The sequence below is a fragment of the Leucobacter celer subsp. astrifaciens genome (assembly GCF_001273835.1).
Classification (GTDB): Bacteria; Actinomycetota; Actinomycetes; order Actinomycetales; family Microbacteriaceae; genus Leucobacter; species Leucobacter celer.
In genome coordinates this window covers 19,041-40,282 of record NZ_JHEI01000141.1, presented here as the reverse complement: position 1 = coordinate 40,282, position 21,242 = coordinate 19,041, and the positions used below count along the sequence as shown (strand labels likewise).

The following is a 21,242-nucleotide window of genomic DNA, read 5'->3' as shown; positions in this document are numbered from 1 at the left end:
CCCGGCGCAGGCCGCGGGTGCGACGGCGAGCGCGTAGACTGGAGACCGTACGTCCGGCGCGCCCCGCCGCCGGTTCCGAACCCGATCCACGGAGCACATCGAGCGTGACTGACACCGACGCAATCCCTGCCGGCCCCCGCCCCGACACCGTCGCCGATGCCATCGCGACGCCCGACAAGGAGCAGCCGTACGGTGCGCTCGGACTGAAGCCCGACGAGTACGAGCAGATCCGCGAGATCCTCGGCCGCCGCCCCACCTCGGGCGAGCTCGCGATGTACTCAGTGATGTGGTCCGAGCACTGCTCGTACAAGTCATCGAAGATCTACCTGCGCCAGTTCGGCAAGAAGGTCAACGACAAGATGAAGGAGCGCCTGCTCGTCGGCATGGGCGAGAACGCGGGTGTGATCGACATCGGCGAGGGCTGGGCCGTCACCTTCAAGGTGGAGAGCCACAACCACCCCTCGTACATCGAGCCGTTCCAGGGCGCCGCGACCGGCGTGGGCGGCATCATCCGCGACATCATCTCGATGGGCGCGCGCCCCGTCGCCGTCATGGATCAGCTCCGCTTCGGCGACATCGACGACCCGGACACCGCTCGTGTCGTGCACGGCGTGGTCGCGGGCATCAGCTCCTACGCCAACTGCCTCGGCCTGCCCAACCTCGGCGGCGAGACGGTCTTCGACGGCGTCTACCAGCAGAACCCGCTCGTCAACGCGCTCGGCGTCGGTGTGCTGCGCCACGAGGATCTGCACCTCGCCAACGCCTCGGGCACCGGCAACAAGGTCGTGCTCTTCGGCGCGCGCACGGGCGGCGACGGCATCGGCGGCGCGTCGATCCTCGCCTCCGACAGCTTCAGCGAGGGCGGCCCAACCAAGCGGCCGGCCGTGCAGGTGGGCGATCCCTTCGCCGAGAAAGTGCTCATCGAGTGCTGCCTCGAGCTGTTCCGCGGCGAGCTCGTCGAGGGCATCCAGGATCTCGGCGCGGCCGGTATCTCCTGCGCCACCTCCGAGCTCGCGGCCAACGGCGACGGCGGCATGTTCATCGAACTCGACAGCGTGCTGCTGCGGGATCCGTCACTCACCGCCGAGGAGATCCTCATGTCGGAGAGCCAGGAGCGCATGATGGCGGTCGTGGCACCCGAGAAGCTGGACGCGTTCCTCGAGGTCACGAAGAAGTGGGACGTCGAGACGAGCGTGCTCGGCGAGGTCACCGACACCGGCCGCCTCGTCATCAACTGGCGGGGCGAGGAGATCGTCAACGTGGATCCCTCGACGGTGGCCGTCGACGGCCCCGTGTACGAGCGGCCCGTGGCCTACCCGGCGTGGATCGACGCGCTGCAGGCGAACGGCGTGCGCGCCGCGGGCCTCGCCCGTGCGGCGTCGGGCGAGGAGCTGCGCGCGCAGCTGATCGCGGTCGCCGCGTCGCCCAACCAGGCCGACGTGTCGTGGGTCACCAACCAGTACGACAAGTACGTGCTCGGCAACACCGCACTCTCCTTCCCCGACGGAGCGGGCATGATCCGCGTCGATGAGGAGTCGGGCCTCGGCGTCTCCATCGCCACCGACGCCAACGGCCGCTACTGCCAGCTGGATCCCTATGTCGGATCGCAGCTGGCGCTCGCCGAGGCGTACCGCAACGTCGCCACCTCGGGCGCCGTGCCCACCGCGGTCACCGACTGCCTCAACTTCGGCAGCCCCGAGAACCCCGAGGTCATGTGGCAGTTCTCGCGCGCGGTCGAGGGCCTCTCGGACGCCTGCCTCGCGCTCGAGGTGCCCGTGACGGGCGGCAACGTCTCGCTCTACAACCAGACCGGCGACACCCCGATCCACCCCACCCCGGTGGTGGGTGTGCTCGGCATCATCGACGACGTGGCGCGCCGCGTGCCGAGCGGCTGGCAGGACGAGGGCGAGCACCTCTACCTGCTCGGCACCACCCGCGACGAGCTCGACGGCTCGGCCTGGGCCGGCACCGTGCACGACCACCTCGGCGGCACGCCGCCGGTGGCCGACCTCGACGCCGAGCGCGCCCTGGCCGAGTTGCTGCACGCCGCCGCGCAGAACGGCCTGCTCTCGGGTGCGGTCGATCTCTCCGAGGGCGGCCTCGCGCAGGCGCTCACCGACGGCGCGCTCCGCTTCGGTGTGGGTGCCCGCGTGTGGATCGACGAGATCGTCTCGCGCGACGGCGTCGACGAGACGGCCGCGCTGTTCTCGGAGTCCCAGGCGCGCGCGCTGGTCGCGGTGCCGCACGAGGAGGAGGTGAAGTTCCGCGGCCTCTGCGAGGGGCGGAACTTCCCGGTGCTGCGCATCGGCGTCACGGACGGCTCGGGCGACGCGGCTTCGATCGAGGTGCAGGACCGCTTCACGCTGCCGCTCTCGGAGCTGGGCGCCGCCTCGCAGGCCACGCTGCCCTCGCGCTTCGGTGCGGTGATCGGCTGATCCCGATCAGCCTCGCCTGAGTCCGAGGGGCCGTACGGCCCGGGTTCAGGCGAGGCTGAGCGCGATCATGGCTGCTCCGCCGAGCACCTTCAGTGCACCGTCGATCCCCCAGAACACGCGGAAGTCGATAGAGGTGGACTTCAGCCCGATGTACGCGTTGACCATGCAGACGATGGCGAGGACGGCGCAGACCGGACCGTGGCTCGCACCGAGTATCAGGAAGTGGGCGCCGACGATGAACAGCATCCACATCCAGAACTCTCTCGATTCGACATCGGGGAATCTTCTCACTACGACGCTCACGAGATAGCCCTCGACGAGGAACGCGACGCCGAGAACGACCCACTGCCAGACCGCCGGCGATGGCAGCCCTGCGAAGATCAGCTTGGTCGCTCCGCCGATCGACATGATCAGCACGCCCACCGCGGCGCCGATGATCAGGTTCACCGTGCGCCATCTCCGCGATCCGAACGAGCCCGCGACGATACCGAGGCCGATGGCGACGAGGAACGCTCCGCCGCCTCTCATCAGGGGGAAGGTCTCGGCAAGCCATTGCGCGTCCATCCCGTCAGTCTGCCATAGCTCTCGGCGGCCACCGCTCTCAGCGTCAGGGACCTCGCAGGCCGCGGATCCGCGCCTCGGCGGCGGCCAGCTGATCCGCGATTCGGCGTCGCTCGGCGTGCTCGCGCGCAACTGTGCGCAGCCCGTCGGCGAGCAGCCAGCCGAACACGACCGCTCCGAGCGCGCACAGCAGCACGACGATCCACTGCCATACGGCATCGCCCGCGCTGTCGGCCTCAGCGGCGCCCGTGAGCACCCGGATGAAGAGCACGATGCCGAGGGCCGCGAACACGAGCACGAGGATCGCGGTCAGCGCGATCCAGAGCAGCCGCCCCACACGGTTCTGCGGCATGCTCCAGTACGGAACGACCATGCTCGCACCCATTCTCAGCTGCGGATGAGCGGGGCGACGCGGGCGAGGATCGCCGCGTTCAGGGCGTCCGCAGGCTGCGCTGCGTCGAGCACGAGGTAGCGATCGGGATCTTCCTGCGCGAGCGCCAGGAAGCCGCCCCTCACGGCGGCGTGGAACTCCGCAGCTTCTGCCTCGAGGCGATCGGCCGCGCCGCCCCGAGTGCGTCGACGCGCGGCGGCCGCGTCCGGGTCGAGGTCGAGCAGTACCGTGAGGTCGGGCCAGAGCCCTCCGGCCGCCCACTCGCTGATGCCGCGCACCTCGGCGAGGTCGAGCACGCGGCCGGCCCCCTGGTAGGCGAGCGAGGAGTCGATGTAGCGGTCCTGCACCACGATCGCGCCGCGCTCGAGCGCCGGGCGGACCACCTTCGCGACGTGCTGCGCCCGGTCGGCGGCGTAGAGCAGGGCTTCGGCTCGGGGATCCACGTCCCCGATCGCTTCGCCCCCGTGCAGCAGCAGCTGCCGTACCTCGGCCCCCAGGCGCGTGCCGCCCGGTTCGCGGGTGCGCACGACTTCGTGCCCGCGCTCCCCGAGCCATGCGCCGAGCAGTTCGGCCTGTGTGCTCTTACCCGCCCCGTCACCGCCCTCGAAGGTGATGAAGAGACCGGTCATCGGCGCACGCTCCTTGGTTTCGATACTTCGACTCGCTGCGCACGCTCAGCACGGCGCTTCGTTCGCTTCGCCCTCTCCGCTCAACCGGCGGACTCTGCGGCCTTCTTCGCGGCATTCGCTCGGCGCGTCTCCGCCGCTTTCTTGGCCGCGGCGGATCGCGCGGGATCCACCGCCTTCTTCGCGGTTCCGTCCGACGCGGCGGCCTTCTTGGCCGGAGCCTTCTTGGCCGGGGCCTTCTTGGCCGCCGTCTTGCGCGCGGGAGCCTTCTTCTTGGCCGGCCCCTTCGCTCGCTTGATGGCGAGCAGTTCGATGGCTCGCTCGAAGGTGATGTCCTCGACGCTGTCGCCACGGGGGATGGTCGCGTTGGTCTCGCCGTCGGTGACGTACGGGCCGAAGCGACCGTCGCGCACGCGCACCGGCTTGCCGCTCACGGGGTCCGCGTCGAACTCCTTCAGCGCGCTCGAAGCCTTCCGGGCGCCGTACTTCGGCTGCGCGAAGAGCTCCTGCGCGCCGGCGAGATCGATCGAGAAGATCGCATCCTCGCCCGGCAGCGAGCGGGTGTCCGTGCCCTTCTTGAGGTACGGGCCGTAGCGGCCGTTCTGCGCCGTGATCTCCGCGTTCGACTCGGGGTCGACCCCGACCACCCGCGGCAGGTCGAGCAGGGCGACGGCGACATCCAGGTCGATGGTCGCGGGATCCATGCTCTTGAAGAGCGACGCGGTGCGAGGCTTCTGCCCCTTCGGCAGTTCCTCCCCCTCGTCGGGCAGCTCGGTGACGTAGGGACCGAAACGTCCGTTCTTCGCGATAATGCGCTTCCCCGTCAGGGGGTGCAGCCCGACCACCCGGTCCTCGGCGGGCTCGGCGTCTGCGAGCTCGTGAGCCTTCGCGGGCGTCAGCTCGTCGGGAGCCATTCCGTCGGGGATGTTGACGCTGCGGGGCTTGAGCACCCCGTCATCGCCCACCTCGCACTTCTCATCGAACACCTCGAGGTACGGACCGTACTTGCCGTTGCGCAGCGAGATCTCGTCGTCGATCCTGATCGTGTTGATCGCACGTGCGTCGATCTCGCCGAGGTTGTCAACCACACCGCGCAGGCCGGGGTGGCTGTCGGTGCCGAAGTAGAACTCTCCCAGCCATTTGCCGCGAGCCTCCTCGCCGGCCGCGATGCGGTCGAGGTCGTTCTCCATCTCGGCGGTGAAGTCGTAATCGACCAGTTCGCTGAAGTGCTCCTCGAGCAGTCGCACCACCGAGAAGGCGATCCAGCTCGGTACGAGCGCCTGCCCCTTCTTGGCCACGTAACCGCGGTCCATGATGGTGCTGATGATCGCCGCGTAGGTCGAGGGGCGCCCGATACCGAGCTCTTCGAGCCGCTTGGTGAGGCTGGCCTCCGTGTAGCGGGGCGGGGGGCTCGTCTCGTGCCCCTTGGCCTCGGGATCCTCGATTCCGAGGCGCTGACCCGAGGCGAGCTGCGGCAGCGAGACGTTCTGGTCTCCACCGGCCTTGTCGCTGTCGCCGCGCTTCTCGTCCCGTCCCTCTTCGTAGGCGAGCAGGAACCCGGGGAACGTGATGACGGTGCCGCTCGCGGTGAACTCGGCGGCGGTGGGGGCCGCCGAGCCGGGTTCGGAGACGGAAACGGCCAGGGTGACCGTGTCGGTGGAGCCCTTGGCGTCGGCCATCTGGCTGGCGACGGTGCGCTTCCAGATCAGCTCGTACAGTGCGTACTCTCCCTGGGAGAGCTTTCCCTTGAGCGCGCTGGGACGCTGGAAGGTGTCGCCGGCGGGGCGGATGGCCTCGTGGGCCTCCTGCGCGCCTTTCGACTTGCCCGTGTAGACGCGGGGCTTCTCGGGCAGCGTCTGGGCGCCGTAGAGCTCCGCGGCCTGGGAGCGGGCCGCCTGGACCGCCTGCTTCGAGAGCGTGGGCGAGTCGGTACGCATATAGGTGATGTAGCCGTTCTCGTACAGCGACTGCGCGAACGACATGGTCTGCCGCGAGCTGTAGCGCAGCTTGCGCGAGGCCTCCTGCTGCAGCGTGGAGGTGGTGAAGGGCGCCGCGGGGCGACGGGTGTGCGGCTTCGTCTCGACGGAGCGCACCTCGGCGGAGACGCCGCTCGAGAGCTGTGCGGCGAGGGCCTCTGCTCGCTGCTGCTCGAGCCGGATCACGCCGGCCTTCGCCGCTCTGGCCGTGAGATCACCGTCGTCGCCGAAGTCGCCGCCGGTGGCGAGGCGCTGCGAGTCGAGACGCACCAGCTTGGCCTCGAACGCGGTCGTGTCGACCGCGTCGGACGCCGGGCAGAAGCGGGCGCTCAGGTCCCAGTACTCGGCGGAGCGGAAGGCCTGCCGCTCGCGCTCCCGGTCGACGACGAGACGTGTCGCCGCCGACTGCACCCGGCCGGCCGACAGCTTCGGCGCGACCTTGCGCCAGAGCACGGGTGAGATGTCGTAGCCGTACAGACGGTCGAGGATCCTGCGGGTCTCCTGCGCATCCACCAGCGCGATGTCGAGATCGCGCGTGTTCTGCTTCGCCTGCTCGATCGCCTCCTTGGTGATCTCGTGGAACACCATGCGGCGCACGGGCACCTTGGGCTTCAGCACCTCGAGCAGGTGCCACGCGATGGCCTCGCCCTCGCGGTCCTCATCCGTGGCGAGCCAGAGCTCGTCCGCTCCCTTCAGGGCCCGCTTGAGTTCGGCAACGGTCTTCTTCTTATTGTCGTTGACCACGTAGTAGGGCGCGAAGTCGTTCTCGACGTCGACCGCGAACCTGCCGAACGGTCCCTTCTTGAGGTCGCTCGGCAGTTCCGAGGGCTCTGCGAGGTCGCGGACATGACCGACCGACGCGATGACCTCGTAATCATCTCCCAGGTAACCGCCGATCGTCTTCGCCTTGGTCGGCGACTCGACGATCACGAGTTTCTTCGTACCCGCCACGGGTCTCCTTCATTCGCTTCGAGCTCTGCGATACGGGTCCCTCAACGCGGACGACCGCTCTGCACCGACACGATACACACTCTCGTGTGAGAATCCACCATCGGGCAGGAACTGCTCCGCGCCCGGGGCGCAGTGCCTCCTGTAAATACTAGGGCCAAGCCGCGCGGCTGTTCAGGGCGGCCCGATGTACGCGAACGGGTCGATGTCGGGGTGCGCGTTCACCGGGCTCGACGAGAGGGTGAAGTGCGTGTGCGGGCCCGAGGTGCAGCCGCTCATGCCCGCGGTGGCGACGCGCTGCCCCGCCCGCACCCGGCTTCCGGGGGTCAGGCCGAAACGCTGCGGCGACGCGGGTGCGACGTGGTTGTGGGAGCTGTAGAGCACCCGTTCGCGGTACTCGTGACGGATCACGACCGAGAAGTTGGGGCCGCGCCACCATTCCGGCTGAGCGAGACACGGTTCGGGTACACCACCGCCATCGGGGCCGGCCAGCACCACCACTCCGGCGTAGGGCGCGTAGAGCGCGCCCTCGCCCGTGACCGCCAGGTCGATGGACAATCCGTCGTGGAAACCCTGCGAGACCGCCCGTGCATCGGACGGCCACGCCCAGCCGTTCGACCCCACGGGTCCGTCCGGGGCGGCGTCCACCCCGGAGGCCGCACCCGGTCCGGCACGAGCCGCGGCCTCGGCCACCCCGAGTGGCGCGGTGAGCTCCACCTCCACCCGAGCCTCGGCGTACACGGCATCGGTCAGGCAGCGCAGCAGCCGCGCTTCGAGCGCGGCGACGACCTCGTGAGCGACCTCGCACGGCTCCGCATCGATCCACCCGCCGAGCGCGTCGGCCGCGGCGATCGCCGCGGCGTCGGCGGCCGCCGCGACCCGATGCTCGGCTTCGATCTGAGACGACGCGACGATCACCGGCAGCGCGAGGCAGAACGCCGCACCCGCGCAGGCGAGCAGTGCAGGGGCGCTCATCCCGCCTTCTCCTCGCTCCGGACGGGCGCTTCACCGACCGAGCCCCCGTCGACCGCCCTATCTCCCGGCACGCCGTCGGCGACCCCTTCGCCGCTGATCGCCGCGCACGAGAGCGCCTCGATGCCGATTCCGGCAAGCAGGCCGCCACCGGGATGGGAACGCAGCGTGACGCAGTGCAGCCCGCCGTGCCGACTGCGGCCGATCTCCACGGACGATGCCTTCCACTCCGCCAACGCGGACGCCGCGAGATCGCCGTCGCCGCGGGCCTCGAGCCGTGCGACCTGCGCCGCGAGCGACACCAGGGCGATGCGGTGCGCGGAGATGAGGATGCCGCCGACGGTGAGACCGAGCACGACGAGGATCGCCGGCATCACGATCGCGAACTCGGCGGTGACGGCACCCTGGTCATCCGTTCGAACCCCGCGTCGACGCCCGGCGACCGCGCTGCCGGGCGCGTGCTGCGCTCCGCTCTCACCCGCCGGCGCCCAGCGCATTCTCGACCAGTCGCACGAGCATCGCACGGATCTCCTCCGACCGCATGATCGCGACGAGCAGCCCGGCGAACGCCACCGCAGCCAGGATCACGATGGCATATTCGGCGGTGACCGCTCCGCGTTCGTCGTCGAGCAGCCGCCGGAGGCGCGTCGCCGCCCACCGGCGCGAGGGCGTCGAAAAGGCGATCTCGCTGCCGGGTGCGATCGGCACGATCGGCTCGATCGGATCGGCCGGCCCGACCTGCTCGATCAGATCGACCTGCTCGATCGGCCCGACCTGCTCGATCAGATCGACCTGCTCGATCGGCCCGACCTGCTCGATCGGCCCGACCTGCTTGACCGGCGCGACCGGCTCATCGCCGGCAGCCCGCCCTTGCGCTCCGGGCGGCGGGTGCACCGCACCGCGGTCTGACACGAGCTCGAGTCTGATGTTCACGAGGATTCCCTCCGTCGGGCACGGCTCCCGGCGTGCGCCGGTCCTTCCATCCTGCGGTCGGGGCGGCGCCGGTCGGCCGGTTCAGGGCAATCTGTGGAGAAGAGGCAGGGACGCGTGTGTTCGCCGGGACTGTGGGCGAAGGCACGCATCGCCCGCCTCCTCCTGAATCAGGCACCCCCGAGCATGGAGACGAGCACCGGCACCACCCCGAGCACGATGAACGACGGCAGCACGCAGACGCCCAGCGGGATCAGTACCCGCACGCCCAGTCGCTCGGCCGAGCGTTCCAGATCCGCCTCCGCACGAACCCGGACGGAGGCGGCTTCTTCGATCAGCATCGGTCCGAGCGGGGTCCCGGTGCGCTCCGCCGATCCGATGACGGCGCGGAGGGTCCGGTCGCGCAGGAAGCCGTCGAACGGCACCCATTCGGCGCCGAATCGATCGACGCAGTCGACCGTCCGCCGTGACGCAGCATGGGGGTGCGCGCCGCCACTGAGCGCGATCCACACCAGTTCGAGTTCCATCCCGACCACGCGGTCCGTCTGCTCGACTCGGCGACGCAGCGCCCGCCCCCAGGCGATTCCCGCGAGCAGCAGTGCGGCACCGGCCGGCAGCAGCACGGCGCCGACCGGGCTCAGCAGCACCGGGAACGGATCGAAGCCCAGCAGCCAGCCGAGCATGAGTGCGAGCGGCGGCAGCGCAGACACCAGCCGCACCGTGGCTCGGGGGCCCGCGAGCAGCACCGTCCGGCGCTCGCGCAACCGCTCGAGCGCGCGCAGCGCGGCGCCGATGCGATCGAGCGCCGGTGCGAGGGGAGCACCGCTCTCCTCGGCCAGGCTCCAGGCCACCGCCAGCACCCGCCACTCCGGGGCGTTCAGCGTCGCGATCGCGGCCGCTACCGGCTCGCCCCGCTGCACACGCCCGGAGACCTCGATCGTGGAGCCCGCGGCCCGCGGCTCCTCCGCCAGCACGGAGAAGACCCGTGTCGGCGGGACCCCTCCCCGCAGCAGAGCCGCGCAGCGCAAAGCGCTCTCCGCTGCCGCGCTCCGCCCCGCGGTGGAGGGGTCGCTGCGCGACCGCGTCACGACACCCCACCGCGCCAAGACACCCCACCGCGCCACCGCCACCGTCTCCGGCACTCCATCTCGATACCCGCTCGCCGTGCTCCGTCGGTTCACGGACGCACCCGCTCGATCCCGAGCAGCCCGTCCGGTGTGAGGACCAGCCGACCGACCGCGGTGACGCGGGGACCGGTCCTCCCGCGCGCGAGGTGGACCACACCGTGCAAAGCGGACACCGCCTGACGCGCGAGCGCCTCGGCGTTCCAACCGGCCAGGGCCCCGAGCGCCTCGAGCCTCGCGGGCACGTCGTCCAGCCGACTCGCGTGCAGCGTGCCCGCGCTGCCGTCGTGCCCGGTGTTCAGCGCACCGAGCAGGGTCGAGACCTCGGCGCCTCGGCACTCACCCAGCACGATACGGTCAGGGCGCATGCGCAACGCCTCGCGCAGCAGCCGGTCGAGCGTCACCTCTCCCACTCCTTCTGCGCTCGCCTGACGCGCCTCGAGGCAGACCACGTGCGGGTGGCGCAGCCGCAACTCGCTCACGTCCTCGATCACCAGGATGCGCTCGTGCGCCGGTGCGAGCTCGAGCAGTGCCGCGAGCACGGTGGTCTTGCCGCTCCCCGTCCCGCCCGTCACGAGCAGGTTGCGTCGTGCGCGCACCGCGTCGCGCAGCGCAGCGGCCATGCTGCGATCGCACAGCCCGGCCCCCACGAGTTCGTCGAGGCCGGGCGGCGAGATCCTCGGTACGCGAATGGACACCGCAGCACCCGACGCCGCGACGGGCGGGAGCACGGCGTGCACCCGGATCCCGTCCCCCAGACGCACGTCTGCGCAGGGCTGCAGCTCGTCGAGATGACGCCCGCCGGCCGCGATGAGCTCGGTGGCCATGCGATGCACCGCCTCGGGTGCTGCGCGCCAGCCGGGCACCGGCTGCATGCGCCCGCCCCGGTCGATCCAGAGGGATCCCTCGCCGCCGCGCACCTGGACGAGCAGATCCCGCAGCTCCGGGTCGTCGAGCAGCGGGAGCAGCGCGCCGAACGCGCGCCGAGCCGCGAGGCCGAGCCCGATCGTACGGGTTTCGGGCGGAGAGCGCTCCGGCAGCAGGGATGGGGCATCCATGAGATTCAGCGAAACACGGGAGCGTGCTCGGCGCATCCGCCGTTGCCTCGATGTGGACAACTCGCGAGCCCTCTGCGTCTTTCTCCGCTCGGTGAGCGAAGCATCAGTCGCACCGGGAGGAAGGTATACCCTGGATAGCGCACTGCTCCACTCGCCGGTGCGCGGATTCGGCCCCGCGCCGGCGGACGGCGCGCACTCGAACGATCGGATAAGGGCGTCCATGACTGACCAGAACGGGACCATTGAAAGCCACCCTCTGCACCAGGGTGAGGAGGTGGAGAGCTACCCGCCGTCGGCCGAGTTCCGCGCGCAGGCGAATGTGAACGATCCGTCGGTGTACTGGCGTGCGGCCGAGGATCCCGAGGCCTACTGGGCTGATCAGGCTCGGCAGCTGAAGTGGTCGAAGCCGTTCACCGAGGTGCTCGACTGGTCGAACCCGCCGTTCGCGAAGTGGTTCGCCGACGGCGAGCTGAACGTCGCGGCCAACTGCCTGGACCGCCACGTGGCCGCCGGGATCGGCGACCGTGCGGCCATCCACTTCGAGGGCGAGCCGGGCGACACCCGCACGCTCACGTACGCCGAGCTGACGCACGAGGTGAAGCGGGCCGCGAACATGCTCACGAGCCTGGGCGTGAGCGCGGGCGACCGGGTGGCGATCTACATGCCGATGATCCCGGAGACGGTGATCGCGATGCTCGCCGTGGCCCGCCTGGGGGCGGCGCACTCGGTGGTGTTCGGCGGCTTCAGCGCGGAGAGCCTGCGAGCGCGCATCGACGACGCGCAGGCCGAACTGGTGATCACCGCCGACGGCGGCTACCGCAAGGGACGCGTCTCGGCGCTCAAGCCGACCGTGGACGACGCGCTCGCGCTCGAGACCGGGAGCCCGCTGTCGGTGCAGAAGGTACTGGTGGTCGAGCGCACGAAGAATGACGTGACGATGGAGCCGGGCCGCGATCTGTGGTGGCACGAGGAGGTCACGGCGTTCGACGGGGATCATGAGGCGCACGGGTTCCCGGCCGAGAACCCGCTGTTCATCCTCTACACCTCGGGCACCACGGGCAAGCCCAAGGGCATTCTGCACACCTCGGGCGGATATCTCACGCAGACCTCGACGACGCACCGCAACGTGTTCGATCTGAAGCCGGAGACCGACGTCTACTGGTGCACCGCCGATATCGGCTGGGTCACCGGGCACAGCTACGTCGTCTACGGGCCGCTCGCCAACGGAGCGACGCAGGTGATCTACGAGGGCACCCCGGATACCCCGGACTGGGGCCGCTGGTGGTCGATCATCCAGAAATACGGCGTGACGATCTTCTACACCGCGCCGACCGCGATCCGCTCCTTCATGAAGGTGGGCCGGCAGGTGCCCGAGCAGTACGACCTGTCGTCGATCCGGGTGCTGGGCAGCGTGGGCGAGCCCATCAACCCCGAGGCGTGGCGCTGGTACCGGGAGGTCATCGGCGCGGGCGCCGCCCCGATCGTCGACACCTGGTGGCAGACCGAGACCGGCGCGATCATGATCTCCCCGCTGCCGGGTCTCACGAGCCTGAAGCCGGGCAGCGCGCAGATCCCGCAGCCCGGGATCACCGCGACCGTCGTGGACGAGCAGGGCGAGCCGGTCGGCAACGGGCAGGGCGGCCTGCTCGTGGTGCAGCGCCCCTGGCCCTCGATGGTGCGCACCATCTGGGGCGACGACCAGCGCTTCATCGACACCTACTGGGCGAAGTTCGGCGACCAGTACTTCGCCGGCGACGGCGCCCGCCTCGATGAAGACGGAGACGTCTGGCTGCTCGGTCGTGTGGACGACGTGATGAACGTCTCCGGACACCGCCTCTCGACCGCGGAGATCGAATCCGCGCTCGTGGAGCACCACGCAGTCGCTGAATCGGCGGTCGTCGGCGCCGACGACGAGACCACCGGGCAGGCGGTCGTCGCGTTCGTGATCCTGAAGTCCCAGCAGACGATCCTCACCCCCGAGAACGCCGAGCAGGAGCTGAAGAAGCACGTCGCCGCTCAGATCGGCGCGATCGCCCGCCCCCGGCAGGTGTTCGTGGTGAACGAGCTCCCCAAGACCCGATCCGGGAAGATCATGCGCCGCCTCCTCAAGGACGCCGCAGAGGGCCGCGAGATCGGCGATACCACCACCCTCGCCGACACCGCCGTCATGCAGACCATCTCCGCGCGGATGCGCCAGGAGCGGCAGTAGTCCCGGCACTGCAGCGCTACACGCCTGAGGGGCGGATCCGAACTCGCGGATCCGCCCCTCAGGCGTTCTGCCCGGCATCACCCCGCTACGCGCGCCAGTAGTCCTCGCGACGGTCTAGGTGACATCTACTGACGCATCAAGCGGCTGCGCCGCTGTGATCCCTCAGTCCTCGACTTTGAACACGAACTCGATCTCGACGGGGGCGTCGAGCGGAAGCACCGCCACGCCCACGGCCGAGCGCACGTGAATGCCGAGGTCGCCGAACACGCGACCGAGGAAGACCGAGGCGCCGTTGGCGACGCCCGGCTGACCAGTGAACGAGGGATCCGACGCGACGAACGCGGTCACCTTGACCACCTGCGTGATCTTGTCGAGCGAACCGACCACTCCGCGCACCGCCGCGAGCGCGTTGAGGGCGCAGAGCTGAGCGAGATCGGTGGCCTGCTCGGGCGTGACGAGTCCCGCGCCCTCGCCCACCTTGCCCGTGGCGGGGAGCGCCCCGTCGACGAAGGGCAGCTGCCCGGCGGTGTAGACGTAGTCGCCGTCGCGCATCGCCGGCACGTACGCCGCGACGGCCGCGGCCACCTCGGGAACCTCGAAGCCGAGTTCGCTCAGCCGTTCCTCGATTACTGACGCCATATCAGGCCTTCCTCTTCAGGTATGCGACGTTCCCACCGGCCGGGCCCTCGATGATCTGCACGAGCTCCCAGCCCTGTGCCCCCCAGTTGTTCAGGATCTGGGCCTCGTTGTGCAGCAGCAGCGGCGTCACGAAGTACTCCCAGCGCGGGGCTTCGGTCGTATCACTCACGTACGGGTCTCCCTCGGTGGTCGGTGGCGATGGTATGGGCGACGAGGCCCGCGGGCGCACCCGCTTCGTGGTTTTGTCAGCAACGTCGCTTACCCTTGATTCTATGACCCGTCAGACATCACAGTCCTCGCGTGTGCGCTCATTCAAGCCGCGCAGCGCGGGCGGTGCCCTCGGAGGCATCATCGGAGCCATTGCAATGAGCGTCATCGCGGGCGTGCTCGTCACCGCCGCGGTCACTCCAGTGGTCGCCCTGAGCGGCATCTCCACGTCCTCGGCGATCGGCATCTTCGAGAAGCTCCCGAACCACCTGAACCCGGGGCGCCTCGCCGAGCCGTCGACGCTCTTCGCGACGGAAGCGGACGGCACGACCCACAAGATCGCGGAGTTCTACGAGCAGGATCGGGAGACGGTGGGCTGGGACGAGATCTCCCAGTTCGTGAAGGACGCTGCGGTGTCCGAGGAGGATCCGCGCTTCTACACCCACGGCGGCGTCGACGTGTTGGCGAGCGGGCGCGCGGTACTGCAGAACGCAGCCGGGCAGAACCTGTCGGGCGCCTCGACCATCACCATGCAGTACGTGCGCAATGTGCTCATCCAGGAGGCGTACTCGATCTCCGACCCGGAGGAGCAGAAGCAGGCCTACGACAAGGCGATGGAGCAGAACATGGAGCGCAAGCTCCAGGAGATGCGCTACGCCATCAGCATCGAGAAGAAGTACCCGAAGGACGAGATCCTGCTCGGCTACCTCAACATCGCGCTCTTCGGCCGGCAGATCTACGGCATCGAGTCGGCTGCCCAGTACTACTACAGCACGTCGGCGAAGAAGCTGACGCTCGCAGAGGCCGCCAGCCTCGTGGCCATCGTCAACAACCCCTCCCTGTACCAGCTCGACGTCGAGGAGAACCTCGCCGCCAACGAGGAGCGCCGCAACAAGATCCTCGACAGCATGCTGCGGCACGGCAAGATCACCGCGGCCCAGCACGAGGAGGCCGTCAACACCCCGGTCGAGCCGAGGATCACCCCGCGCGAGCAGGGCTGCTTCCTCGCCGAGAAGACCTACGGGCTCGGCCACTTCTGCGACTACGTGCAGCGGTTCATCAAGCAGGATCCGAACTTCGGCGAGGACGAGGAGGAGCGCGCCTTCAACTTCGCCCGCGGCGGCTACCAGATCTACACCACGATCGACCTCGACATGCAGCGGGCGGGCCTCGAGGCGATGCACGGCAACGTGCCCGCGATCATGGACGGCATCAAGGTGGGCGGCGCCAGCGTCAGCGTCGGGGTCGGCACCGGCAAGGTGCTCGCGATGGTGCAGAACCGGCCATTCAACAACGCGCAGGACTTCCTCGATTCCAACCCGGAATACACGAACATCAACTACAACACCGACTTCGAGTACGGCGGATCGAGCGGGTTCCAGATCGGCTCGACATTCAAGCCGATCACCCTCGCGGAGTGGATCCGCACCGGCCATTCGGTGCGCGACATCGTGAACGTCAACAGCCGCACCGTGCAGGAGAACTCGATCCGCGCCGGTTGTCTGCCGGACGGCGTCTACGGCTTCGGCTCCTTCCCCTTCACGAATGACAACGAGGGCACGCGGGGCAACCAGCCCGTGCTCACCGCCATCGCGAACTCGGTGAACGGCGGCCTCGTGTCGATGCAGCAGCGCATGGACCTCTGCGACACCTTCGCCACCGCGCAGAAGCTCGGCCTGCACCGCGCCTCGGATCTGCCGACGCAGGACGACGGCGTGACCCCGACGGTGCCCACGCTCAACGGGAACGTCCGCGACCTCTCCATGGTGCCGTCGAACGTCTACGGCGGCATCGACGAGATCGCGCCCATCACGGTCGCCTCGGCCTACGCGGCGTTCGCCGGCGACGGCACCGTCTGCACGCCCGTGCCGATCGAGAAGATCCTCGGGCCCGACGGCGAGCAGGTGCCCTTCACCAAGAGCAAGTGCACCGAGGGTGTCGCTCCCGAGGTAGCCGCGGGTGTCGCTTACGCACTCGAGTACACGGTGAACAACGGACTCGCGAGCCATGCGCGGTCGGCCGCTGGTGTGCCTCACCTCGCGAAGACCGGTACCACGGACGACGTGGTCGACAACTGGACCGCGGGTGCCAGCACCACCGTCGCAACGGCGACCTGGGTCGGCAACGCCGAACCCGTGAAGCTGTGGGACGGCACGATGGGTCGCGTCTCCACCAAACTGTTCGGCGACCTCATGACCGCCGACGCACGCATCTGGCCCGCTATGATGAACGTCGCCGATCAGAAGTACGGCGGCACGGCCTTCCCCGAGCCCTCGGCCACCTCGATCCGGCAGACCATGGTGACCGTGCCCGACGTGAAGGGCAAGTCCTTCGATGAGGCCGTCTCCATGCTCACGCAGGTCGGCTTCGACGTCTCGGACGGCGGCGAGGTCGACTCCTCGGTGGCGAAGGGCATGATCGCCAAGAGCGATCCGGATGGCGGCGCGTCGATCGGTCTCGGCTCCCTCGTCACCATCTATCGCAGCAACGGCAGGGCGACGGAGGTGCCGGGCGGCCTCGTGGGCTCGACCGGCCGGGAAGCGGAATCGGCACTCAAGAGCGCGGGCTTCTCGCACGTCGACTTCACCTGCGATGGCAGCGGAAAGCCGGACCCGAGACGGGACAAGGTCACCTCCGTGAGCCCCGGCAGCGGCACAGAGGCGCGCACCAGCAGCGTGATCACGCTGACGCTGAACTGCGGCAACAACGAGGACGACGACTGAGCCCCATGCAGCGCTCATCGCGACCCGCCGCGGCAGCCCTCGGGCTGACCGCGGCGGGCATCCTCCTCTGGTCCACCGTCATCGAGCGCCGGCTGTTCACCGTGCGTCGGCACACGCTCCCGCTACTCGCGGAGGGCGCCGAGCCGATTCGCGTACTGCAGCTCTCCGATCTGCACCTCGCCCCCTGGCAAGCCCGCAAGATCGACTGGGTACGATCGCTCGCCGAGCTGCGACCCGATCTCGTCGTGCTGACCGGTGACCTACTGGGACACCTCCAGGCCCGCCCGATGCTGCTGCGCGCGCTGGCTCCGCTGGCCGAGATCGCCCCCACCGTCTTCGTCCACGGCTCCAACGACTACTACGGGCCGATCCTGAAGAACCCGTTCAAGTACCTCATGGCCCCCAGCCGCCTGAGCACCCGGGTGCCGGACATAGACACCGAAGCCCTCACCGCGGGACTCGAGGGCCTCGGGGCGATCGACCTCAACAACTCGGCCGCCCGCCTCGAACTGCGCGGCACCCGGATCGAACTGCTGGGCCTGAACGACCCGCACATCCGCTACGACGACGCGAGCGCCATGCGCGCCGAACTGGCGGCGCTGTACGCCGAGGACGGCGTGGACGGCCCGGAAGAGCCTCCGCTGCGCCTGGGCGTGGTGCACGCTCCCTATCAGGAGGCGCTGGGCGAGCTGCTCGACGACGGGGCTCAGTTGATCCTCGCGGGCCACACCCACGGCGGGCAGGTGCGTGTACCTGGCGTGGGCGCGCTCACCGCGAACTGCGACCTTCCCACCGCGCAGGCGCGTGGCCTGAGCGTCTGGTACGACGCCCACCGGGCGGCGTTCCTCAACGTGAGCGCCGGCCTCGGCAACTCGATCTACGCGCCGGTGCGCTTCGCGTGCCGCCCCGAAGCCTCGCTCATCACGCTGGAAGCCGCGCGGTAGTCTGCGCAGCGGCAGCCGATTCCGCACGCGAAGCCTTCCGGCTCCGGACGGTGCTTCGCACTGACCGAAGCTGCCAGACCCAGCCAGGCTTCGCGTGCGGAATCGGCTGCCGCTGCTCCCCTGCGACCACGCCGTCCAGCCTGCCTCGCTCTACGCACGACGAAGGGGAGCGACCCTGCGGGCCGCTCCCCTTCGTCGCAGGATGCTACGCCGCGAGCTTGGCGGCGACCACCTCGGCGATCTGCACGGCGTTGAGCGCCGCGCCCTTGCGCAGGTTGTCGTTCGAGATGAAGAGCACGAGACCGCGCCCCTCGGGGGCCGACTGATCCTCGCGGATGCGGCCGACGAACGAGGGATCCTTGCCTGCGGCTTCGAGCGGGGTGGGCACGTCGCTCAGCTCGACGCCGGGCGCCTCAGCCAGCACCTCGCGCGCCCGATCTGCGGAGACGGGGCGGGCGAACTCGGCGTTGATCGAGAGCGAGTGACCGGTGAACACCGGCACGCGCACGCAGGTGCCTGCGACGCGCAGCTCGGGCAGCTCGAGGATCTTGCGGCTCTCGTTGCGCAGCTTCTTCTCCTCGTCGGTCTCCCCCTCGCCGTCATCGACGATCGAGCCGGCGAGCGGCAGCACGTCGAAGGCGATGGTCTTGGTGTAGACCTGGGGCGCGGGGAAGTCGATGGCCGAGCCGTCGTGCACGAGCTGCTCGATGCCGCCGGCCTCGACCGCGGCCACGGCCTGACCCGCGAGCTCCCGCGCGCCGACGAGGCCTGAGCCCGACACCGCCTGGAAGGTGGTGACGACGAGACGCTCCAGACCGGCCTCGGCGTCGAGCGCCTTCATCACCGGCATGGCCGCCATGGTGGTGCAGTTGGGGTTGGCGATGATGCCGCGACCGGCTGCCACCACACCGTCGATGGCGTGCGGGTTGACCTCGCTCACTACGAGGGGCACCTCGGGGTCGAGGCGCCACGCGCTCGAGTTGTCGATGACGATCGCGCCCGCCTCGGCGAACTGCGGCGCGTACTGCTTCGAGGCGGAGCCTCCGGCCGAGAAGAGCGCGATGTCGATGCCGCTCTTGTCCGCGGTGGCGACGTCCTCGACGGTGATCTGCTCGCCGCGGAATTCGAGCTGCGTGCCCGCCGAGCGCGCGCTCGAGAGGAAACGGAGGCTCTTGATCGGGAAGTCCCGCTCGTCGAGCAGACGGCGCATCACGGCGCCGACCTGACCGGTAGCGCCGACGACGGCGACGTTGAAACCCTGCTGTTCTGCCATGGTCCGGGATCCTGTTCTGTTCCTGTCATCCTGCGCGAAGCCGCAGGATGCAATCTGTTCCTGTCGTCCTGCGCGAGCGGAGCAAGCCGCAGGAGCCAGGTGAGTGGGAGACTCTGCGTTCCGCTGCCGGTCGCAGAGTGGCGATTGCTTAGCGGCCGGTGCCCGCGTAGACGGTGGCCTCGGTGTCGGCGTCGAGGCCGAAGGCCGTGTGCAGCACGCGCACCGCCTTGTCCATGAGGTCGGCGCGAGTGACGACGGAGATGCGGATCTCCGAGGTCGAGATCATCTCGATGTTGATGTCCGCCTCGTAGAGCGCGCGGAAGAGCTGCGCCGAGACACCCGTGCTGGTGCGCATACCGGCGCCCACCACCGCGACCTTGGCGATCTGATCGTCGTACTGCAGGCTCTCGAACTCGAGCGCCTCGCGCTCGGCTTCGAGGGCCTCGATCACTCGGCGGCCGTCGCCGACTGGGATCGTGAAGGAGATATCGGTGCGGTTCGTCTGCGCAGCCGAGACGTTCTGGACGATCATGTCGACATTGGCGTTGGTCTTCGCCACGATCTCGAAGATCTGCGCGGCCTTGCCCGGCGCGTCGGGCACACCGCCGACGGTGACCTTGGCCTCGCTCTTCTCTGCGGCGATACCAGTGATGATCGGCTCTTCCACCTGATCTCCCTTCGGATGCCCCTTCGCGGGGTCGTAGACGATGGTGCCGTGCTCGTCGGAGAAGGACGAGCGGACGTGCAGGACGACGCCGTGACGGCGGGCGTACTCCACCGCGCGCAGGTGCAGCACCTTGGCGCCGGCCGCGGCGAGTTCGAGCATCTCCTCGGCGGTGATGGCGTCGATCTTGCGCGCCAGCGGCACGATACGGGGGTCGGTGGTGAAGATGCCGTCGACATCGGTGTAGATCTCGCAGACGTCGGCCCCGAGGGCGGCGGCGAGCGCCACGGCCGTGGTGTCGGATCCTCCCCGGCCCAACGTGGTGATGTCACGGGAGTCGCGGCTGAAGCCCTGGAAACCGGCTACGATGGCCACGGCGCCCTGATCCAGCGCCTCGCGGACACGGCCGGGCGTGACGTCGACGATCTTGGCTGCGCCGTGCTCGGCGGTCGTGATCATGCCCGCCTGGCTGCCGGTGAACGAGAGCGCCTCGATGCCCATGCCCTTGATCGTCATGGCCAGCAGCGCCATCGAGATGCGCTCGCCGGCGGTCAGCAGCATGTCGAGCTCGCGGGGAGCGGGAATCGGCGTGCACGCGGCCGCGAGGTCGAGCAGCTCATCGGTGGTGTCGCCCATGGCGCTCACCGCGACGACGACATCGTTGCCAGCCCTGCGGGCCTCGACGATGCGCTTGGCGACGCGCTTGATGCTCTCAGCATCGGCAACGGACGAACCCCCGAACTTCTGCACGATCAACGCCACGCGGGTTCCTCCTCAAAATGCTACGCGAACGACCAGTCTATCCGACCGCAGCTCGGCGAACCCTCCGTTACGCCTGGTTCTCGATCAGCGCGCACAGCCAGACGCCGAGGAGCGCGACGAGGGCCATGGTCAGCATGCAGACCGCCAGCCAGCGCAGGCGGCGCGGTCCGGCCGGGATCGTCAGCCGCAGCACGACCAGCAGCGCGTAGAGCAGCACGACCAGCGCGGCCGCCGTCAGGGCGATGGGCTGCGATGCCCCGGCCGAGACGGCCAGCATGACGAGCGGTACGAGGCTGAGGATCGCGAAGAGCCCGGCCATCACCACCCAGATCAGGCCGCTCGAGGTCTGCAGCGCCGGCTGGTTCTTCATCTTCGTGGGATCGGGGCGCGCGCGGCGATCGCCCCCTTCGGGGGCGGTCATGCCCGGTCCACGAGTTCGTGCTCCCCCACCGCCCTGGCGCAGTGCGCGCAGCAGTAGATCGAGCCATCGGTCTCGACGCCGTGGCCGAGAATGCGACAGCCGCAGTGGGAGCACTCCGGCGCCATCGCCTGCGCCGCGCACTCGAAGCTGTCGAAGGTTCCGCTGGTAGCGCCCCTCGTCACGGTGAAGGTCTTGTCGTAATCGTTTCCGCAGGTGTCGCAGGTAGCCATGATGAAGTCCTCCCTCGAACGCCCGGAAGGGCGCTCGATGTCTTCAGACTCCTCCGAAGGGCGGTGGCCGACCAGGGGGTGGCGCAGAGCGGGGGTCGCGCGTATCCTCGCCCGGCTCCTCCGGCCGGTGCGCAGCATCTCGAATCCGC

General features: G+C 69.4%; 19 protein-coding genes. 4 read left to right on the top strand and 15 right to left on the bottom strand.

The window, feature by feature from the left end; all coding sequences use genetic code 11:
• Nucleotides 1-104: 104 nt before the first annotated feature.
• On the top strand, nt 105-2,435 hold the full coding sequence (purL, locus tag AMS65_RS13645; RefSeq protein WP_083451710.1) for a phosphoribosylformylglycinamidine synthase subunit PurL: 2,331 nt from the start codon (nt 105-107) through the stop codon (nt 2,433-2,435).
• Between the two features lie 45 nt (nt 2,436-2,480).
• Here the strand turns inward: purL and AMS65_RS13640 are convergent, their stop codons facing one another.
• The 9 genes from AMS65_RS13640 to AMS65_RS13600 all read right to left on the bottom strand — a co-directional run bounded on the left by AMS65_RS13640 (nt 2,481) and on the right by AMS65_RS13600 (nt 11,021).
• A complete protein-coding gene (locus AMS65_RS13640; RefSeq protein ID WP_053384733.1) occupies nt 2,481-2,999 on the bottom strand; it encodes a DUF6609 family protein in 519 nt (172 codons plus the stop codon).
• Nucleotides 3,000-3,042: 43 nt separating this feature from the next.
• Nucleotides 3,043-3,369 carry a hypothetical protein gene (locus tag AMS65_RS13635; protein ID WP_157502283.1) on the bottom strand — a complete coding sequence of 109 codons (327 nt, stop codon included), beginning with the start codon at nt 3,367-3,369 and terminating at the stop codon, nt 3,043-3,045.
• Nucleotides 3,370-3,383: 14 nt separating this feature from the next.
• A complete protein-coding gene (tmk, locus tag AMS65_RS13630; RefSeq protein ID WP_053384731.1) occupies nt 3,384-4,016 on the bottom strand; it encodes a dTMP kinase in 633 nt (210 codons plus the stop codon).
• A gap of 80 nt (nt 4,017-4,096) precedes the next feature.
• Nucleotides 4,097-6,940, bottom strand: coding sequence for a type I DNA topoisomerase (gene topA, locus AMS65_RS13625; protein ID WP_053384730.1), 2,844 nt, complete (start codon nt 6,938-6,940; stop codon nt 4,097-4,099).
• Between the two features lie 171 nt (nt 6,941-7,111).
• Nucleotides 7,112-7,912 carry a M23 family metallopeptidase gene (locus AMS65_RS13620; RefSeq protein WP_053384729.1) on the bottom strand — a complete coding sequence of 267 codons (801 nt, stop codon included), beginning with the start codon at nt 7,910-7,912 and terminating at the stop codon, nt 7,112-7,114.
• The gene (locus AMS65_RS20040) at nt 7,909-8,406 is read right to left on the bottom strand and encodes a TadE/TadG family type IV pilus assembly protein (RefSeq protein ID WP_075201010.1); all 498 of its coding nucleotides are present in this window, start codon (nt 8,404-8,406) and stop codon (nt 7,909-7,911) included. Before AMS65_RS20040 ends, AMS65_RS13620 begins: the two co-directional genes overlap by 4 nt.
• Nucleotides 8,384-8,842 (bottom strand): DUF4244 domain-containing protein, encoded by a 459-nt coding sequence (locus AMS65_RS20375; protein ID WP_241489455.1) that lies wholly within the window; start codon nt 8,840-8,842, stop codon nt 8,384-8,386. Before AMS65_RS20375 ends, AMS65_RS20040 begins: the two co-directional genes overlap by 23 nt.
• A 167-nt stretch (nt 8,843-9,009) precedes the next feature.
• On the bottom strand, nt 9,010-9,981 hold the full coding sequence (locus tag AMS65_RS13605) for a type II secretion system F family protein (protein ID WP_241489454.1): 972 nt from the start codon (nt 9,979-9,981) through the stop codon (nt 9,010-9,012).
• A gap of 35 nt (nt 9,982-10,016) precedes the next feature.
• The gene (locus tag AMS65_RS13600; protein ID WP_053384728.1) at nt 10,017-11,021 is read right to left on the bottom strand and encodes a CpaF family protein; all 1,005 of its coding nucleotides are present in this window, start codon (nt 11,019-11,021) and stop codon (nt 10,017-10,019) included.
• A gap of 220 nt (nt 11,022-11,241) precedes the next feature.
• Here AMS65_RS13600 and acs point away from each other — a divergent pair, with 220 nt between their 5' ends.
• The gene (gene acs, locus AMS65_RS13595; protein WP_053384727.1) at nt 11,242-13,230 is read left to right on the top strand and encodes an acetate--CoA ligase; all 1,989 of its coding nucleotides are present in this window, start codon (nt 11,242-11,244) and stop codon (nt 13,228-13,230) included.
• Between the two features lie 162 nt (nt 13,231-13,392).
• On the opposite strand, the gene AMS65_RS13590 is transcribed toward acs, so the two are convergent.
• Nucleotides 13,393-13,869: a RidA family protein gene (locus AMS65_RS13590; RefSeq protein WP_053384726.1), complete on the bottom strand. Its 477-nt coding sequence runs from the start codon at nt 13,867-13,869 to the stop codon at nt 13,393-13,395.
• Between the two features lies 1 nt (nt 13,870).
• The gene (locus AMS65_RS19470; protein WP_075201009.1) at nt 13,871-14,038 is read right to left on the bottom strand and encodes a DUF4177 domain-containing protein; all 168 of its coding nucleotides are present in this window, start codon (nt 14,036-14,038) and stop codon (nt 13,871-13,873) included.
• A gap of 196 nt (nt 14,039-14,234) precedes the next feature.
• Here AMS65_RS19470 and AMS65_RS13585 point away from each other — a divergent pair, with 196 nt between their 5' ends.
• Together AMS65_RS13585 and AMS65_RS13580 are read left to right on the top strand one after the other, a co-directional pair.
• Entirely contained in the window at nt 14,235-16,799 is a 2,565-nt protein-coding gene (locus AMS65_RS13585) for a transglycosylase domain-containing protein (RefSeq protein ID WP_241489453.1), read from the top strand.
• 5 nt (nt 16,800-16,804) lie between these two features.
• Entirely contained in the window at nt 16,805-17,743 is a 939-nt protein-coding gene (locus tag AMS65_RS13580; RefSeq protein ID WP_053384724.1) for a metallophosphoesterase, read from the top strand.
• A gap of 205 nt (nt 17,744-17,948) precedes the next feature.
• Here the strand turns inward: AMS65_RS13580 and AMS65_RS13575 are convergent, their stop codons facing one another.
• The 4 genes from AMS65_RS13575 to AMS65_RS13560 form a co-directional block, all read right to left on the bottom strand.
• A complete protein-coding gene (locus AMS65_RS13575; protein ID WP_053384723.1) occupies nt 17,949-19,016 on the bottom strand; it encodes an aspartate-semialdehyde dehydrogenase in 1,068 nt (355 codons plus the stop codon).
• A 148-nt stretch (nt 19,017-19,164) separates the two neighbouring features.
• Entirely contained in the window at nt 19,165-20,442 is a 1,278-nt protein-coding gene (locus tag AMS65_RS13570) for an aspartate kinase (RefSeq protein ID WP_053384722.1), read from the bottom strand.
• Between the two features lie 67 nt (nt 20,443-20,509).
• On the bottom strand, nt 20,510-20,863 hold the full coding sequence (locus AMS65_RS13565; protein ID WP_053384721.1) for a hypothetical protein: 354 nt from the start codon (nt 20,861-20,863) through the stop codon (nt 20,510-20,512).
• Nucleotides 20,860-21,093: a hypothetical protein gene (locus AMS65_RS13560; RefSeq protein ID WP_053384804.1), complete on the bottom strand. Its 234-nt coding sequence runs from the start codon at nt 21,091-21,093 to the stop codon at nt 20,860-20,862. The genes AMS65_RS13565 and AMS65_RS13560 overlap by 4 nt, the downstream gene beginning before the upstream one ends.
• Nucleotides 21,094-21,242: the final 149 nt, after the last annotated feature.